Raw genomic sequence first — 16,469 nt, 5'->3', positions numbered from 1 at the left:
CAACGCTCAAGGGGCCAGCCGAGCCATGGAAATCCTCGTCGAAACCGCCGGCGTCCAGTGGGAGGGCGTGCGCGTCCGCGTGCTCTCGGGCCGCGAGGTGATCTCCCAGGTCTTCTCGTTCGACCTCGACGTGGTGTGCGATCCGCAGCAGGACCTGCCCGAAGACGCCGTCCCCGGGGCCCGGATCAGCGTCGTCTTCCTCGTCGAGGGTGAGGAGATCCGCCGGATCCACGGCATCCTCGAGCAGATCCGCGATCGCCTGGACCCGGCCGGCGAGCGCCGCGCCTACCGCCTCCGCGTCGTCCCGCGCCTGTTCAAGCTGACGCTCGTCGAGACGCAGGAGCTCTACATGGATGTGAGCGTGCCGGACGTGATCCGGCGCAAGCTCGAGCGGCACGGCCTCGGCACGGGCGATTTCGAGCTCCGCCTCCTCAGGGCATACCCGCTGCGCGAGCTCATCGTGCAGTACAAAGAGAGCGATCTCGCCTTCATCAGCCGCCTCGCCGAACACCTCGGGATCAGCTTCTATTTCGAGCACCGGGGCGACCGCGACGTCGTGGTCTTCACCGACCACCCGGCGGGCTTTCGCTCCGTGGAGGGCGCCGCGGAGGTGCAGTTCCGGCCGCGCGGCGAGGCGTCCGACGTCTTCGCGCTCGAGGTGACGCGCAGGATCATCCCCTCGGCGTACGTGGTGCACGACTACAACTACCGCAAGCCGCTGCTCGACGTCGCCGCGTATCACACGCTCGACGGGGCGTCGGGCGGGGGAATCGTCGAGTTCGGCAGCCACGTCAAGACGGCCGAGGAGGCGAAGGAGCTCGCCCTGATCCGCTCCGAGGAGCGCCTCTCCGGGCAGCGCGTCTACGAGGGCAAGAGCGCGCGGTCGGCGTTCACCGCAGGGCACCGCACGCTCCTGCGGGAGCACCCTCGGTTCGAGGCGCCCGAGGACCTGCTCCTCGTCGCGGTCGAGCACGCGGCGACGCTGCCCGCCTTCGACGAGGAGGGCGTGCAGGCGTCCTACGCGAATACCTTCACGGCGGTGCCCGGGAGCGTCCGCTACCGCCCCCCGCGGCGAACGCCGAGGCCGCGCATTCACGGGTTCGTCACTGGCGTCGTGCAGGCGGGCCCCGAGGGCGAGACCGGCGGCGTCGCGCGCCTCGACGGCGACGGCCGCTACACCGTGCAGTTCCATTTCGACACGGCGCTCCCGGGGGAGCAGAAGAGCTCGCACCCGGTGCGGATGGCGCAGCCCTTCGCCGGGCCCAATCACAACATGCATTTCCCGTTGCGGCCCGGCGCTGAGGTGCTCCTCGTCTTTGCCGACGGCGATCCGGATCGGCCGATCATCGTCGGCTCGGTCCCGAACGCGGCGGCGCCGTCGGCCGTCAACGCCGCGATCGCCGAGCGCCACCGGATCACGACGGCCACTGGGGCGATGATCGAGATCCGCGACCGACGCTGAAACGAGATGGAAGATCCCCGCATGAACCAAGCCCCCGCTCCTTCCGCGGCGCGCCTCCGCTGCCTCGACGGCCAGCCCGCGCCCGCCGACGTCGTCCGCGACTGGAGGCGGTTCCTGGAGCTGCCGGACAAGGCCCGCCAGAACCTCTGGGAGATCCTGGCGCCGAGCCTCGGCGGCTCCGTCGACGCGGCGATGGAGAAGCGCGCGGAGGCGTTCTGCCGGCTCTACGACCTCGCCGCGCCGGAGCTGCAAGCGAGCCTGCGCGTGTGCCGCTTCCTGCTCTCCCGCGCCAGCAGCCTCGATCTCCCCGCGGCCGACGTCGCCGAGGACATCGCGGCGCTCTCGGGCGACGACCCGCGTGGCGGAGTCGCGGTGCTCTCGTGGTACGAGGCGGCGAAGGCCGTCGTCCGGCGCGGCATCCTCGAGGAGTCGATCTTCGATCACGGCAAGGTGCTGGTCGGGCTCGACTGGCGCGTCGACCGCATCGCCGGCTCGGACCGGGGCGTCTACCTCGACGCGCCCCTCGCGGTGCTGACGCTGCGCCTGCGGGACGGGGGCCGCGACGAGCGCACGACGATCTACGTGGCGCCGCAGGCGCTCGGGCAGATCAAGGAGGCGTGCGACCGGATCGAGCGGGTGATCGCCGGCTCGCCGCGGCCACCCTCCGGCGAGCCGAAGGCGCAGGGATAGCGAGGACAGCGATCACCGGCGGAGAAGGGCCATGAGCATCACGATCAACAACGGTGCCACGTACACCAACTCGACGTCGGTGACGCTCACCCTCGCCGCGCCCGCGGGCGCTACGCAGATGCGGTTCAGCGACGATGGCACGACCTTCGGCGCGTGGGTGCCGCTCTCGACCTCCGCGAGCCGCACCCTGCCGTCGGGCGACGGCGCGAAGACGGTCTCGGTGCAGTTCGGCAGCGGCGGCTCCGCCGTGCTCGGCTCCGCCGAGTCGGCCTCGATCACGCTCGACACCGTGGCCCCGACGGGCGCGTCGATCGTGATCAACGGCGGGGCCGCGGACACGGCGACGCGGCAGGTCGCCCTCACGCTCGACGCGACGGACACGGGCTCCCCCGTCGCGCGGGTGCGGCTCAAGAACGAGAGCGGCGCGTGGGGAGACTGGCAAGCCGTGACCGCCAGCGTGTGGTGGACGCTGTCGGACGGCTACGGCCGGAAGACGGTGAGCGCCCAGTTCCAGGACAGCGCGGGGAACACGTCGAGCGAGGTGAGCGCCTCGATCAACTACGTGCAGTACAGCGTCACCGGGACCTGGCTCATCCTCAAGACCCCCGACTACGACGATGCCACGGGGACACAGACGAGCTACCTGCGCATCGGCGCGTCGGACTCGACCACCGAGAACGCGCTGCTCGACACGGGCGTGCAGAACGCCGGTGAGCTCCGCGCCGGAGATCCGGCCAAGACCTACCCGGGCTGGTTCGAGTACACCGACGGCGACCGGACGCTGGTGGTGCGGGGCAACAACCGGGAGAGCATCGAGAAGGACGAGACGGTCGTGATCGGCGGCAACAAAACCGACACGGTCGCGGGCAAGTACCGGCTCAACCTCGGCGCCGGCACGCTCGAGGTGTACAACGCCGATCCCGTCTACCGGGTCGAGTTCTTCGAGCAGAACGTGTACGCGGCCGGGAAGAAGACCTGGCGCAAGCGCGAGATGGGGCACAACTCCAGCGACACCTACACATTCGGCGACACCGAGAGCTTCTTCGGCGGCTACAAGTTCGACGCGATGTTCGGCATGACGAACACCGTGTTCCTCGGCGGCAAGGTCGATTTCAGCCTAGCGCTGGCGCTGACCGCGAGCATGGGCTTCGTGGTCGAGTTCGGCGCGGGCCTCAAGTACTCGAACGTCGCGGGCAAGGACATCAGCACGGCGGGTGATCACGAGATCAAGGCGCGCGAGGAGATCCACCTGCGCATCAAGGCCGATCACGAGAGCGTCGGGGGGAACCGAAATCTGGTGCTCGCGGGGATCGCCGCCGCGACGGCCGTCCCGGTGGCGATCCTCTCGGGGTGCACAGCCGCGGGGACCGTCGACAGCAGCGGTGTGGCGGCCACCCCGGCCGGGTGCCTCGGCACCGCGGCCGGCGTCTTCGCAGCCGGGCTCATCGCCGCGGTGGTCGTCGCGCTGAAGGACAAAGCGGGGGCTCCGATCTCGCAGTCCGAGATCAAGATGGATAAAGATTCGGTCACCATCCGGCACAACGACGCGGCGGGCAATCCGCAGAGCCTGATCTACGCGGGCAACGACGGCATCCAGTCAGGGCAGGTGGGGCTCGCGAACCACCTGGACTCCTTTGTCGAACTTCAAGTCGACGCTGACGTCGTCGTCAACGCAGGGAAGGATCTTTATCTCCAAACGGAGGACAGTCGCGCGGTCCTGAAGCTGTTGACCGGCGGCGACGTCCGACTCACGAGCACGAGCGCCAACATCCGCGGACAGATCACCCTGGGCAACAACAACGAGCTGACCATCCAGTAGGCCGCGCGTGGAGATCCTCAACGACACCGGTCTCAAGCTCGGCTGGCTCGCGGGCCGGGTGCGGCCACCTGCGCACAGCCTGACGGTGATCGTCAAAGGCACCTTCACGCTGGCGCCGAACGCGCCCGCCGCGCTCGCCGCGCCGGACGATCGCCTCCTGCTCGAGAGCGATCGCCACCTCGACGACACCCCTGGAAAGAGCCTCCTCTACGCCTCCGACTTCGCCTACTTCAAGCCGCGCGCCGACGTGCTCCTGGTCGGCACCTGCCGCACGCCCCGCGGCGAGGCGCAGCAGATCTCGTACGCCGCGCTCGAGGTCGGCCGCCTTCGCAAGCAGATCGCGGTGATCGGCGACCGGGTCTGGGACGGCGAGGTCGCGACCGAGCCGCGGCCGTTCCGCGCGATGCCGCTCCGGTACGAGCTGAGCTTCGGCGGCGAGGGCTTCGCGAAGAACCCGTTCGGACGAGGGCGCGGCAAGGTCAAGAGCGCCGCCGGCGTCGAGCGCTGGCCGCTGCCCAACCTGGAGCTGCCGGGCAGCCTCATCACCTCGCCGCGGCAGACCCCGGATCCCGCGTGCTTCGGCCCGATCGCTCGGACGTTAGCGCAGCGCGCCGCCGGCGTCGGCACCTACGACGATCGCTGGCTGACCGAGCGCTGGCCCGGCCTCCCCGAGGACTTCGACTGGGGCTATTTCAACGTCGCCCCGCCCGACCAGCAGATCGCGGGCTACCTGCGCGGCGACGAGGCGCTCGCGCTCGAGAACCTTCACCCCGAGCTCCCGCGCTACGAGTCGCGGCTGCCCGGCCTGCGCGCGCGCTGCTTCGTTGAGGCCTCGGCGCGCGGCAAGGCCGAGGTCCGCGAGGTGCAGCTCCACCTGGACACGCTCTGGATCGACGCGGACGCGGGCCGGCTCGCCCTCGTCTGGCGCGGCCTCACGCCGATCGCGTCGCGCGATCACGAGGAGCTCCGGCGGATCCTGCTCGTGACCGAGCCGCTCGCGGAGCCGCCGCTCCCGGCCGCGCGCTACCGCGAGCCCGCGTGGTGGCAGCGCCCAGCGGCGCCCGAGATCACGGCCAAGCCGCGCGCGGCGAAGGCGCCGAAGGGCGAGGAGGGCAAGCCTGGCGAGGTCGACCCCGAGATCGCCGCTGGGCTCGAGCAGGCGCGCGCGATGCTCGAGAAATCCGGGGTCCCGCGCGACGTGATCGAGCGGCTGCGCGGCGTCACCTCGCCTGACGCGTTCCTCGCGATCGTGATCGGGGAGCTGCGGCACGACCCCGAGGCCGCGGCCCGCCTCGAGCGCGACTCGCGCGAGCGGACGCGGCGCTTGCTGATCGAGCACGGCCACGATCCCGCGCTGCTCGACGGGCCGGCGCCGCCCGAGGACCCGTCCGCGGCGCCGGCGCTCACGCGCGAGGACGTAGCCGCGCGCGCGAAGGCCGGCGGGAGCTTCGCGCGCGCGAAGCTCGCCGGCCTCGATCTGTCGGAGCTCGATCTGCGCGGGCTCGTCTTCACGCGCGCAGATCTCACGGGCGCGCGCCTCCGGGACGCGCGCCTCGACGGCGCCGATCTGACCGGCGCCCGCCTCGAGCGGGCCGATCTCACGCGCGCGTCGCTCGGGCGCGCCGTCGCCGTCCAGGCCGAGCTGTACGGCGCCGACCTCTCGGGCGCGGACCTCTCCGCGGCGAACCTCTCGGAGGCCGGCCTCCGCGGCGCGGCGCTCCCGGGCGCCAGGCTCGACGAGGCCGACCTCACGGGCGCGACGCTCGCGCAGGCCAACCTCGAGCGCGCGTCGCTCCGCGCGGCCGAGCTCGGCGGCGCGAACCTCACGGAGGTACGGGCGCGCGGGGCGAGCGCCGCAGGGGCCCGCCTCCGCGGCGCGACGCTCACCGCCGCCGACCTGCGCGGCGCCTCGCTCGACGGGGCCGACCTCACGGGCTGCGCGCTGGATCGCGCGCAGCTCGGCGGCGCGTCGCTGCGCGAGGCCTCGCTCTACGGCGCCTCGGGCGAGCGCGTCTCCATGGCGGAGGCCGATCTCACTGGCGCGCGCGCGGTCGACGGCGCGTCGCTCTGGCGCCTCGACCTCCGCGCGGCGCGGGCCGACGGGTCCAGCTGGACCGGCGCGTCGCTCCGCGAGGCCGATCTGCGCGGCGCGAGCCTGATCCGCGCCGATCTGTCGGGCGCGGATCTGTCGGGCGCGAACCTGCACCGCGCCGTCCTCAAGAACGCCAACCTGAGCAAGGCGAAGCTCGACTCGGCGCTGCTCACCGCGGTCAACCTGTTCCAGGGCACGCTCGAGCAGGCCGATCTGACCCGGGCCGATGTCCGAGACTCGAACCTGTACGGGTGCGAGCTGCTCGACGCGATCTTCGCCGGGACGCGGCTCGAGGGCGCGAACCTCAAGGCGACAAAGCTCGCCGGGCGGAGCACGGGATGACCGCGGGCGCCACCGGCGACGACGTGGCGGGCCTGCTCGACCGCCTCCGCGCGAGCCCGGCGTCCGATCCGCCGGTGTTGCCGGAGGTCGATCTCGCCGGCGCCGATCTCCGCGGCGCGCCCCTCGAGAAGGTGGTGCTCCATCGCGTTCGCCTCGCCGGCGCAGATCTCTCGGGGGCGCGGCTCGCAGGGGCGATGTTCATCTCGTGCGACCTCCACGGCGCGAAGCTCGCGGGCGCCGATCTCGCGGGCGCGGTCTTCAGCTCGCTCGACGTGGCGGTGGATCGCGAGGCCGTCGTGGAGATCCCGCTCGACGCCGCCGCGCTCGCGCGCGAGCAGATCGACGCGCTCGCCGGCGCGGGCGTGCGAGGCTTGCAGCGCCGGCTCCTCGATCTGGGGAGCGCTGATCTCACGGGCGCGGGGCTCCAGGGGGCCGTGCTCGAGGGGGTCGATCTCGCCGGGGCGCGGCTCGCGGGCGCTGATCTCACCGGCGCGATCCTCGAGCGCTGCACGCTCACCGGGGCGTCTCTCGCGGGAGCGCGGCTCGACAGGGCCTTCATCAGCGACGGTAAGCTCGCCGGCGCGGACCTCTCGGGCGCGCACCTCGCGGAGACCGCGCTCTCGGGCTGCGACCTCTCCGCGGTACGCCTCGACCGCGCGACCCTCCGCGCCGCGCGGATCGAGCGCTGCGACCTCGGGGGCGCGTCGTTCGACGGGGCGCACCTCGACGGCGCGGCCCTCGTCGAGGTCACCCCCGCGGCGCCGCCGCTCGCGGGCGCGCGGGTCGACCGCCTCCGGCTGGAGGGCATGTCGCTCTCCGCGCTGGGCGCGCTCGCGGGCGATCACGGCGGCGGCCGGCTCGCGCGCTGCGACCTCCGCGGCATGGATCTCACCGGCGGCAGCTTCGCACGGGCCGAGCTCGCGGGGAGCGACCTGGCCTTCGCGAAGCTCGCGGGCGTCGATCTCACCGGCGCCGACCTCCGCGGGTGTGAGCTCGGCGGCGCCGATCTCCGGCGGGCGCGCCTGGCCAACTCCTCGCTGTCGGCGGCGAAGCTCGCCGGCGCCAAGCTCGACGGCGCGATCCTGGACGGGGCCGACCTCGCCGGCGCGATCCTCGCCGGCGCCGAGCTGCGCGGGATCTCGGCGCAGGGCGTCGATCTCGCAAGGGCCGACCTGACGGGCGCGGTGCTGGACCGTACGTCGCTCGCCGACGGCACGCTCACCGGCGCGAAGCTCTCGCGCGCGAGCCTCGCCGGCGCGGCGCTCGAGCGGTGCGACGCGAGCGGCGCCGACCTCGAAGGCGCGAGCCTTGCCGGGGCCCAGCTCCGGACGAGCAGGCTCGCGGGAGCGCGGCTCGCGGGCGCCGATCTCCGGCGGGCCAGGTTCACGGGCGTCGATCTCTCCGGCGCCGATCTGTCGAAGATCAGGCTCCAGGCCAACGCGTTCGTGCGCTGCCGCCTCGCGGGCGCCAACCTCCGCGGCGTCGACCTGTCGGGAGCCGATCTCACCGACGCCGATCTCTCCGGCGCCGACCTCACGGGAGCGCGGCTCGACGGCGCCACGCTGACCCGCGCGGACGCCGGCGGCGCGGCGCTGCGCCGCGCGACGATGAGCGGCGCCAACGCCGAGGCCACGAACTTCAGCGGGAGCGATCTGAAGCAGGCCGACCTGCGCGAGACCAACCTCCGCATGGCGTACCTCGAGGGGGCGACGCTCGAGGGCGCGAACCTGGCCCAGGCCGATCTACGCGAGGCCATCCTGGTGCGCGTCGAGGCCCCGCGCGCGCTCTTCCGCGGGGCTCGGCTGGGCTACGCCGATCTCTCGCACGCGCGGCTCGCGCGCGCGGACTTCACGCAGGCCGACGTGGAGGGCGCCAACCTGCACCGGATCGACGATCCCGGCGCGATCTGGGCGCTCGCGAACCGCGAGCGGGCCCGGGGCACCGATCCGGATCTGGCCGCTGCCGAGGACTGGCAGCCGCCCAGCGCGTAGTCACCCGAGGCGGAGGGACGATGTCGAAGCTTGCCGTATCCAGCGTGAGCCCGAGGGAAGCGACCACGAGCTACGTGCGGCGCGCCGCCGTGGTCGAGGTCGCGAGCGAGCGGCGGTGCGTGGTGCGCGTCGAGCACGAGGGCCGCGCTCTCGAGCTGGGCGCGGAGGTGGCGATCTCACCGGTGCCCCGGATCGAGGTGGGCAGCCGTGTGCTGGTGACCGGAGAGGACCTCGAGCTCTGCTACGTCATCGGCGTGCTCGGCGACGAGGTGGTCCCTGCGTCGGAGCGACGGCTCACCACGCGGTCCGGCGCCTCGACGGCCGTGTCCACCGACGGCGAGCGCGAGCGCATCGAGGTGCGCGACCCGGCCGGGCGCCTTGTCTTCGAGTATCGCCCCGATCTGGGCCGCGGCCTGCTCTCCGTGCCCGCAGGCGATCTCGCGCTCTCCGCGCCGCAGGGGAACATCGAGCTCGTCGCCGGGGGCGCGATCCGATGCCGCGGCGCGGGCGGGGTGGCGCTGGAGGCCGGCGACGGGGAGGCAAGCGCTCGGCCGTCGCTCGCGCTGGGGCAGACCGAGATGCGCCTCGGCGCCCGCACGCTGAAGCTCGTCGGCGAGCGGGCCGAGGTGCTCTTCGCGGAGGCGAGCTATCGAGGCGTCCAGCTATCGGCAGCGGTCGAGCAGGTCAAGGTGGTGGCGGATCGGATGGAGACGGTCGCGGTCCACGTCCTCGAGCGGCTCAAGCGCTCCTTCCGCCGCGTCGAGGACCTCGACGAGGTCCTGGCCGGACGCGTGCGCACGCGCGCCTCCGGGGCCTACTCGGTCAAGGGTGGTCACACCTCGATCGAGGCCGAGGACGACGTGAAGATTGACGGCAAGCGCATCCACCTCGGATGAGCGGAGGAGGGCCGATGTTTCCCATCGCGACAAAGCAGGGAGGGACCTGCGAGGCCTTCCCGGACACGTGCAAGACCCCGGCGCCGCCGGCCCCGCCCGTGCCGGTGCCCTACCCGAACACCGCGCAGCTCGTGCAGGCCAACCCGGGGACCTGCGCGAAGAAGGTAAAGGTGTTGAACCAGCCGGTGATCACAAAGCAAACGGTGATCCCGATGAGCGCCGGCGACGAGGCCGGCGCGGCGGGAGGCGTGGTTTCCGGCACGATCAAGGGCCCTGTGCAGTTCAAGCAGGGGTCTGCCAAGGTCAAGGTGGAGGGGCAGCCGGTCGTCTTCCAGACGTGCATGACCGCGCACAACGGGACGAACGCCAACATGCCCGCCGGCGTGCACTCGTCTCCATCGCAGACGAAGGTGTCTGTCGCGATGTAGGCCGGGGCGGGATCCCCTGAGCCGCCTCGCGCTCGGCTCCCTCGCCGGATCAGCGCACACGGGCGGCGCGCGGCGCACGGGCGCGCTCGATCCTCGATGCACCTGGCACGGCCGACTCGCGGCGACGCAGCGTGGGCGCTGGGCGCGTTGCCCGGCCTCGCCGCCGCAGATACAGTCGGTGGACCATGGAGGTCACGACGCTGGCGCGGGGCGAGGCCATCTCGGTGCTCGACTACCGGTGCTGCTCCGGCCCCGGTGACGCGCCGTTCGTCGAGCTCCACCGCGGCTTCTCCGTCGCCTACGTGCGCAAGGGCAGCTTCGGTTACCGCGTCCGGGGGGAGACGTTCGAGCTGGTGGCCGGGTCGCTGCTGATCGGCCACCCCGGCGACGAGTACACGTGCACGCACGAGCACGTCGTCGGCGACGAGTGCCTGTCCTTCCAGCTCGCGCCGGCGCTGGTCGAGGCGCTCGGCGACCGCGGCGGCGCGTTCCGGACCGGCGGCCTGCCGCCGCTGCCCGAGCTCATGGTGCTCGGCGAGCTCGCGCAGGCGGCCGCCGAGGGCAGGAGCGACATGGGCCTCGACGAGGTGGGGGTGCTCCTCGCCGCCCGCCTCGTCGAGGTCGCCTCCGGCCGGAAGCGGAGGCCGCCGAACACCGGGGCGCGCGACCGCCGCCGCGCGGTCGAGGCGGCGCTCTGGCTGGACGAGCACGCGCACGAGCCCGTCGACCTCGAGGGCGCCGCGCGGGAGGTCGGGCTCAGCCCGTTCCACTTCCTGCGGCTCTTCGGGAAGGTCCTTGGCGTGACCCCGCACCAGTACCTGGTCCGCGCCCGGCTGCGCCGCGCGGCGCGCCTCCTCGCCGACGGCGCCCGGTCGATCACCGACATCGCGCTCGACGTCGGCTTCGGCGACCTCTCCAACTTCGTCCGCACCTTCCACCGCGCGGCCGGCGTCTCGCCCCGCGGCTTCAGGAAGGCGGCGAGAGGGGATCGCAAGATCTTCCAAGACCGACTCGCCGCGCGCTCCTAGGATGTCCGCCGGACGCGGGGGCCCTGCCTGCCCGCGTGGACCCTCATGACAGCACACGGCTTTCTCCTGTTCGACACGGCGATCGGCCGCTGCGGCATCGCGTGGGGTGAGCGCGGCGTCGCCGCCTTGCAGCTCCCGGAGGCGCGCGAGCCCGAGACGCGGGCGCGCCTGCTCCAGCGCTTGCCAGGCGCGCAGGCGGCGGCGCCGCCGCCCGAGGTGCAGCGCGCGGTCGACGCGATCGTCGCGCTCCTGCGCGGCGAGGCGAGCGATCTGTCCGCCGTCGCGCTCGACATGGATCGCGTGCCGCCTTTCCACCGCCGCGTCTACGAGGCCGCGCGCGCCATCCCGCCGGGCGCCACGCTGACGTACGGCGAGCTCGCGGCGCGCCTCGGGGCGGTCGGCTCGGCGCGCGCCGTGGGGCAGGCGCTCGGGCGGAACCCGTTCGCGATCGTCGTGCCGTGCCACCGCGTGCTCGCCGCCGGCGGCAAGGTCGGCGGCTTCTCCGCGAACGGCGGCGTCACGACGAAGCTCCGCCTCCTCGCGATCGAGAGCGGCCAGGCGCGCGGCGCCCCCTCGACCTCGCCCGGCGGCGGCGCCTTCGGCTTCGATCCGGGCGCCGCCGTCGAGCACCTGCGCGCGTCCGACGCGGCGCTCGGGCGCCTCATCGACGCGGTCGGGCCCTTCGCCATGCGGCTCGACAGGACGTCGAGCCTGTTCGTCGCGCTCGCGGAGTCGATCGTCTACCAGCAGCTCACCGGCAAGGCCGCCGCGACCATCTTCGCGCGCGTGCGCGCGCTCTTCCCGCAAGCGCACGAGGGCCCGACGCCCGCGCAGCTCCTGCGCGTGTCCGACGAGAAGCTCCGCGGCGCCGGCCTCTCGCAGGCGAAGCTCCTCTCGCTGCGCGACCTCGCCCGGAGGACGGAGGACGGCGAGCTCCCCACGCTCGCCGAGGTCCACGGCATGGAGGACGAGGCGATCATCGAGCGCCTCACGCGGGTGCGCGGCATCGGCCGGTGGACGGTGGAGATGCTCCTCATGTTCCGCCTCGGCCGCTCGGACGTGCTCCCCGTGGACGACTACGGCATCCGCAAGGGGTTCACGATCGCGTTCAAGCGACCCGAGCCGACGGCGCGCAAGGATCTCGAGAAGCGCGGCGCGCGGTGGAAGCCGTACCGCACGGTGGCGAGCTGGTACCTCTGGCGCGCGGTGGATCTGGCGCGGGGCGGCTGACGCCTCGCCGCGGCGGCGCTGGAGCAGCCCGGAGGGGCGCCTGCTCGCGCGTCCGATCGCCGGCGCCTGCTCGCGCGCCGCGGCGTTCTGTCCAGCCCGGTTCGAGCCGGCGCGCCGGCCTCTGGAGCGACGCGCGACGGCTGGCCCGCGTCGAGGCGCGGGATTAAGTTCTCGCCGGCCCGAGAGCGCCGCGTGGAGCGCCGCACGACGTTGAACAACGTTGCCATCGCCGATGGCAACGACAAGAGCACCGGAGGAGCACGACAGTCATGCTGAAGAACCTCGAAGGGCAGCGCGTTCCGGATGTCACGTTTCGCACCCGTGTCGACGGTCAGTGGAAGGACGTGACCACCAAGGAGGTGTTCACTGGCAAGAAGGTCGTGGTGTTCGCGCTGCCGGGCGCCTTCACGCCGACCTGCTCGAGCAGCCACGTGCCGCGCTACAACGAGCTCGCGGAAGAGTTCAAGCGGCGCGGGGTGGACACGATCGCGTGCGTGTCCGTGAACGACGCGTTCGTGATGGATGAGTGGTGCAAGGCGCAGGAGGCGGACAAGGTCCTATTCCTGCCCGACGGGAACGGGGAGTTCTCCGAGAAGATGGGCATGCTCGTCGACAAGGCGAACCTCGGGTTCGGCAAGCGCTCGTGGCGCTATTCGATGCTGGTCGACGACGGCGTGATCAAGAAGATGTTCATCGAGCCCGAGGTGGAGGGTGATCCCTTCGATGTGTCGGACGCGGACACGATGTTGAAGCACCTGGATCCGTCGTCGAAGGCGCCGCACGACGTGCTGCTGTTCACGAAGCCGGGGTGTGGATACTGCGCCAAGGCGAAGAAGCTCCTCGACGCGCGGAGCATTCCTTACGAGGAGGTGGCGGCCTCGCCGCGCCGCCTGCGCGCGGTGAGCGGCAAGGGCACGACCCCGCAGGTCTTCGTCGACGGCAAGCACATCGGCGGCGCCGACGAGCTCGAAGCCTACCTCGCGAAGGCCTGACCCACGAAGGCGGCCTGGGCGCCCCCGCCGCCGGGGGGCGCCTACGCGCCGCCCTCGGGATCCGAGGGCTCGGCGCGGAAATGGGTCACCGCCGGCGCCGAGGCCGGCGCGGGAGCCGCCGCCGAGGCCGGGGACACCGCCGGCGCCCCCGCGGGGACGACGGCCGGCGTGCGCCGCGAAGCGGTCGCGCACCTGTCGCTCGCCATCGCAAACTCCCCGATGCTCTGCCAGAGCGTGTTGAACTGGCTCTGATCGAAGCCGGAGCGGGACTGGAGCAGGTCGTAGCCGCCGTAGCTCGGGTCGGCCCCGTCGCCGTCCTCCGGATCGATGAAGCGATAATGGCCCATGACGTCTGCGTGGTCGGCGTCGACGAGCACGCTGTGCGCCGCGTCCGGGTAGACCATCGATACAGAGTTGACGATCCCGTCGTTCATCTCGGGCGTGAGCCGCTCGCTCCGGCTCGGGTCATCGAGCCAGGGGACGGCGCAGGATGGCCCGAGGGCCTCGACCACCCGCGGACGACTCGTCACGTCGGCCGTGATGCCGTAAAGGAGGCTGAAGATGCCCAGGAACGCCCCGCCCGGATCGCGCTTCGCTCTGGTGACGATCGACCGGAGCGCGATGCCCTTCTGCCTGTAGTAGTCGCTCAGGTCCTCCTCGAGCTCGGCCCCGAGCAGCCCGGCTTTCCCTGTCTTCCTCGCGCTCTCGGCGCAGGCCGCGAGCTCGCGCCGCCAGGTGGCGCCGCTGCTCACGGCCAGGCGACGCCGGGAATGGCCCGCGTCGCGCCGCGTCGCGCCTGAGGACGACAGCGGATCGAGATCGTCGAAGGCCCCGGTGTCCTCGGCGACGTTCAGCAACCAGCAGAGCACGTCGAAGTACCGGCTGCGCGCCTCGGCCATGGAGAGGCCGTCGCGCTTCGCGGCGTGGAAGCGATCGATCGTGTCGAGGGCGGCGCGCGCGATGCCATCCGAGTGGCCGAGCGTCCGCAGGGCCGTCCTGGCGAGTCGGGCCGTGACGCTCGCGTTCTTCTGGCCAGCCAGGCTGAGCAGACCGTGGGCGACTCCGGCCGTGGACATGACGCCAGGCCTCCACCGACGGAAGACGTGCGCGAGGTTCGTCCCGCGGTGCGGCGTCGAGAGGAACTGGATCGAGCAGATGCTCTCGAGGATGGTCCTCGCCGGGACGCCGTAGACCGTCTGGTCCTGCTCGGCCGCGGCGAGGAGCAAGAGCATGAGCGTCTTGATATCCCTCCCGCCCGTCGAGTGGCCGACGAGATGGAGGCAGTCCCGCTGGTCACTGCCCACGTCCCCGTAGAACACCCCCTTCCTGAACCGATCCGCGAGCCAGTGAAGGAGCCCGTGCGCGCGCGTGTCCACGCTCGCCGTGGGCACGTTCGCGAAGCAATGCACCGAGAGAGGCGCCCGATACGCCCCGGCAGCCGCCTTCCGGAGGACCTCCGTGACGCCGTAGTAATAGGAGACCGAGCCCAGGATATCGAAGCCCGCAAAGCCGGGCACGAGGACGAGGTGGCTTCTTGATTGACTCATGCCTTTTCCCTCCCACTTGACGAGCTGCGCTCACCCGCTCCGGATACGAGCACAGCCAGACGATCTCGTATCGAGCAGGCGCCCCCCGCGCTTGCTAGGCCCCACGGCCCCGCGGCCCCGCTCACTCGGGGGGATACATCTCGTCGATGGTCCTGCGGAAGCGCTGCTCGATCACGTTGCGCTTCATCTTGAGCGTCGGCGTCATCTCGCCGTCCTGCACCGAGAACTCGCGCCCGAGGACGGTGAACCGCTTGATCTGCTCGAAGCTGGCGAGCTCCGAGTTCAGGGCGTCGATGTGCACCTTCACCTGGCCGACGACCTCGGGGCTCGTGATCGCGGCGTCGCTGCTCAGGGCGCCACGCTCCTTCAGCTCGGCGAGCTTGCCCTCGGTCAGCGTGATCAGCGCCGAGAGGTACTTGCGGCCGTCGCCCACCATGCACACCTGGCTGATGATCTCCGCCGCCTTGAGCTTCTCCTCGATCGGGAGCGGCGCGATCATCTTGCCGCCCGACGTCTTGAGGATCTCCTTCTTGCGGCCCCGGATCTTGAGCTGCCCGCGGTCGTTCCACTCGCCGAGATCGCCCGTGTGCAGCCAGCCGTCGTCGAGCGCGGCCTCCGTCGCTGCCTTGTCCTTGTAATAGCCCACGAACACGTGCCGGCCGCGCGTCAGGATCTCGCCGTCGTCGGCCAGCTTGAACTCGACGCCCGGCACGGGCTTGCCCACGGTCCCCGCGCTCTCGATGCCAGGCTCGGTCATGCAGATGACGCCTGTCGACTCGGTCTGGCCGAAGTCCTCGAGGATCTCGAGGCCCAGCGCGCGGAACCACGTCGAGATGTGCGGCGCGAGCGCCGCCGCGCCCGAGGCGAGCACCTCGGCCTTGCCCAGGCCGAGCGCCGCGCGCACCTTGCCCAGCACGAGCTTGTCGGCGAGCTTGAGCTGCAGGGCGTCGAGCGGGCTCGGCGCGCGCTGCGCGTACTTCGCCTCGGCCACGCGCGCGCCCACGGCGAGCGCCCACTCCGCCAGCTTCTTCTTGGCGCCCTTGCCGCCGCGCACCTTCGCCATCACGCCTTCCATCATCTTCTCCCAGAGCCGCGGCACGCAGAGCAGCAGCGTGGGCTGCACCTGGGGGAGCTCGAGAGAGACGTTCTCGAACTTCGAGCAGAAGTTGACGGTATAACGCTGGGTAAGGCCGGCCCCGACGCACTGCAGCTTCTCGGCGATATGGCAGAGCGGGAGGAACGAGAACATCGAGCCGCGCGCGAACGGCAGGTTCCAGTACTTCACGGCGATGTCGGCCGTGTAAGCCAGGTTGTCGTGCGAGAGCATGGCCCCCTTGGGGTTGCCCGTCGTACCCGAGGTGTAGATCAGGAACGCGCCCGCCCTGGGATCGATCTTCGCCAGGTAGTCGGCGAACGTCTTCGCGCCCGGCTGCCCCGCGAGCGCGCGGCCCTCGGCCAGCGCCTGTTCGTACGAGATCGCGTTGGGAGAGATCGACGTGTCCCCATCGAAGACGAGGATCCACTTCACGCTGTCAGGGACGGAATACTCGCCCTTCTCCCCGGAGATCTTCTGAAAGTAGTCCTTGTTTTGCACCGAGAGCAGCGTCGCCTCGGTGTGCGTCAGGATGTACTGGATGTCTTTCGCCGTGGAGTTCGGGTAGAGCCCCGCCGACTTGCCCCCGACGAGCAGCGCCGCCAGGTCGACGTGGACCCACTGCGGGCAGTTGTACGAGAGGATCGCCCCGACCTGGCTCACGTCGAAGCCCTTGGACTCGAGGAAGAGCGCGAGGTGGTGGACCCGGTCACGGTACTCGCGCGCTGTCAGCGTCTTCCACTCGCCTTGAGATTTGTAGCGCTGGGCCGGTGCCTCGGGAGATTCGTTAGCCCACTGTTCCAGACGGTGGAGGACGGTGCTCATGGCATCTCCTGCGGCTCAAAGCCTAGGGGGTCGC

Annotated in this window: 12 protein-coding genes; 10 read left to right on the top strand and 2 right to left on the bottom strand. The window is 71.8% G+C overall.

All coding sequences use genetic code 11. The features are described from left to right. Positions 1 to 25 precede the first annotated feature (25 nt). The 10 genes from WME90_RS05185 to WME90_RS05140 all read left to right on the top strand — a co-directional run bounded on the left by WME90_RS05185 (position 26) and on the right by WME90_RS05140 (position 12,970). Positions 26 to 1,462 (top strand): type VI secretion system Vgr family protein, encoded by a 1,437-nt coding sequence (locus WME90_RS05185; RefSeq protein ID WP_437279952.1) that lies wholly within the window; start codon positions 26 to 28, stop codon positions 1,460 to 1,462. Between the two features lie 21 nt (positions 1,463 to 1,483). After that, positions 1,484 to 2,152 carry a COMM domain-containing protein gene (locus tag WME90_RS05180; protein WP_437279951.1) on the top strand — a complete coding sequence of 223 codons (669 nt, stop codon included), beginning with the start codon at positions 1,484 to 1,486 and terminating at the stop codon, positions 2,150 to 2,152. Between the two features lie 31 nt (positions 2,153 to 2,183). Further along, positions 2,184 to 3,971 (top strand): hypothetical protein, encoded by a 1,788-nt coding sequence (locus WME90_RS05175; RefSeq protein ID WP_437279950.1) that lies wholly within the window; start codon positions 2,184 to 2,186, stop codon positions 3,969 to 3,971. A 7-nt stretch (positions 3,972 to 3,978) separates the two neighbouring features. After that, entirely contained in the window at positions 3,979 to 6,405 is a 2,427-nt protein-coding gene (locus WME90_RS05170; RefSeq protein ID WP_437279949.1) for a DUF2169 family type VI secretion system accessory protein, read from the top strand. Beyond that, positions 6,402 to 8,396, top strand: a complete 1,995-nt coding sequence (locus WME90_RS05165; protein ID WP_437279948.1) for a pentapeptide repeat-containing protein — start codon at positions 6,402 to 6,404, stop codon at positions 8,394 to 8,396. The genes WME90_RS05170 and WME90_RS05165 overlap by 4 nt, the downstream gene beginning before the upstream one ends. Positions 8,397 to 8,416: 20 nt before the next feature. Beyond that, complete coding sequence (locus WME90_RS05160) at positions 8,417 to 9,292, top strand: DUF3540 domain-containing protein (RefSeq protein WP_437279947.1); 876 nt, start codon at positions 8,417 to 8,419, stop codon at positions 9,290 to 9,292. Positions 9,293 to 9,306: 14 nt separating this feature from the next. Beyond that, a complete protein-coding gene (locus WME90_RS05155) occupies positions 9,307 to 9,720 on the top strand; it encodes a PAAR-like domain-containing protein (RefSeq protein ID WP_437279946.1) in 414 nt (137 codons plus the stop codon). A 185-nt stretch (positions 9,721 to 9,905) separates the two neighbouring features. After that, on the top strand, positions 9,906 to 10,748 hold the full coding sequence (locus WME90_RS05150; protein ID WP_437279945.1) for an AraC family transcriptional regulator: 843 nt from the start codon (positions 9,906 to 9,908) through the stop codon (positions 10,746 to 10,748). A gap of 45 nt (positions 10,749 to 10,793) precedes the next feature. After that, positions 10,794 to 11,978 (top strand): methylated-DNA--[protein]-cysteine S-methyltransferase, encoded by a 1,185-nt coding sequence (locus WME90_RS05145; RefSeq protein WP_437279944.1) that lies wholly within the window; start codon positions 10,794 to 10,796, stop codon positions 11,976 to 11,978. Between the two features lie 269 nt (positions 11,979 to 12,247). Continuing rightward, the gene (locus WME90_RS05140; RefSeq protein WP_437279943.1) at positions 12,248 to 12,970 is read left to right on the top strand and encodes a glutathione peroxidase; all 723 of its coding nucleotides are present in this window, start codon (positions 12,248 to 12,250) and stop codon (positions 12,968 to 12,970) included. A gap of 41 nt (positions 12,971 to 13,011) precedes the next feature. Here the strand turns inward: WME90_RS05140 and WME90_RS05135 are convergent, their stop codons facing one another. Continuing rightward, positions 13,012 to 14,517, bottom strand: a complete 1,506-nt coding sequence (locus WME90_RS05135; protein WP_437279942.1) for a hypothetical protein — start codon at positions 14,515 to 14,517, stop codon at positions 13,012 to 13,014. A gap of 121 nt (positions 14,518 to 14,638) precedes the next feature. Beyond that, positions 14,639 to 16,435 carry an AMP-dependent synthetase/ligase gene (locus WME90_RS05130; protein ID WP_437279941.1) on the bottom strand — a complete coding sequence of 599 codons (1,797 nt, stop codon included), beginning with the start codon at positions 16,433 to 16,435 and terminating at the stop codon, positions 14,639 to 14,641. Positions 16,436 to 16,469: the final 34 nt, after the last annotated feature.

The organism is Sorangium sp. So ce375, from assembly GCF_051473855.1.
In the GTDB taxonomy this organism is placed as follows: Bacteria; Myxococcota_A; Polyangia; order Polyangiales; family Polyangiaceae; genus Sorangium.
The sequence above is the reverse complement of the archived record's forward strand: the minus strand, read 5'-3'. Positions and strand labels throughout refer to the sequence as shown.

Excerpts from the sequence above, each read along its gene's own strand:
- WME90_RS05145 (WP_437279944.1), top strand. The coding sequence starts at position 10,794 with ATGACAGCACACGGCTTTCTCCTGTTCGACACGGCGATCGGCCGCTGC.
- WME90_RS05180 (WP_437279951.1), top strand. The coding sequence starts at position 1,484 with ATGAACCAAGCCCCCGCTCCTTCCGCGGCGCGCCTCCGCTGCCTCGAC.
- WME90_RS05160 (WP_437279947.1), top strand. The coding sequence starts at position 8,417 with ATGTCGAAGCTTGCCGTATCCAGCGTGAGCCCGAGGGAAGCGACCACG.
- WME90_RS05185 (WP_437279952.1), top strand. The coding sequence starts at position 26 with ATGGAAATCCTCGTCGAAACCGCCGGCGTCCAGTGGGAGGGCGTGCGC.
- WME90_RS05155 (WP_437279946.1), top strand. The coding sequence starts at position 9,307 with ATGTTTCCCATCGCGACAAAGCAGGGAGGGACCTGCGAGGCCTTCCCG.
- WME90_RS05135 (WP_437279942.1), bottom strand. The coding sequence starts at position 14,517 with ATGAGTCAATCAAGAAGCCACCTCGTCCTCGTGCCCGGCTTTGCGGGC.
- WME90_RS05150 (WP_437279945.1), top strand. The coding sequence starts at position 9,906 with ATGGAGGTCACGACGCTGGCGCGGGGCGAGGCCATCTCGGTGCTCGAC.
- WME90_RS05165 (WP_437279948.1), top strand. The coding sequence starts at position 6,402 with ATGACCGCGGGCGCCACCGGCGACGACGTGGCGGGCCTGCTCGACCGC.
- WME90_RS05140 (WP_437279943.1), top strand. The coding sequence starts at position 12,248 with ATGCTGAAGAACCTCGAAGGGCAGCGCGTTCCGGATGTCACGTTTCGC.
- WME90_RS05130 (WP_437279941.1), bottom strand. The coding sequence starts at position 16,435 with ATGAGCACCGTCCTCCACCGTCTGGAACAGTGGGCTAACGAATCTCCC.
- WME90_RS05175 (WP_437279950.1), top strand. The coding sequence starts at position 2,184 with ATGAGCATCACGATCAACAACGGTGCCACGTACACCAACTCGACGTCG.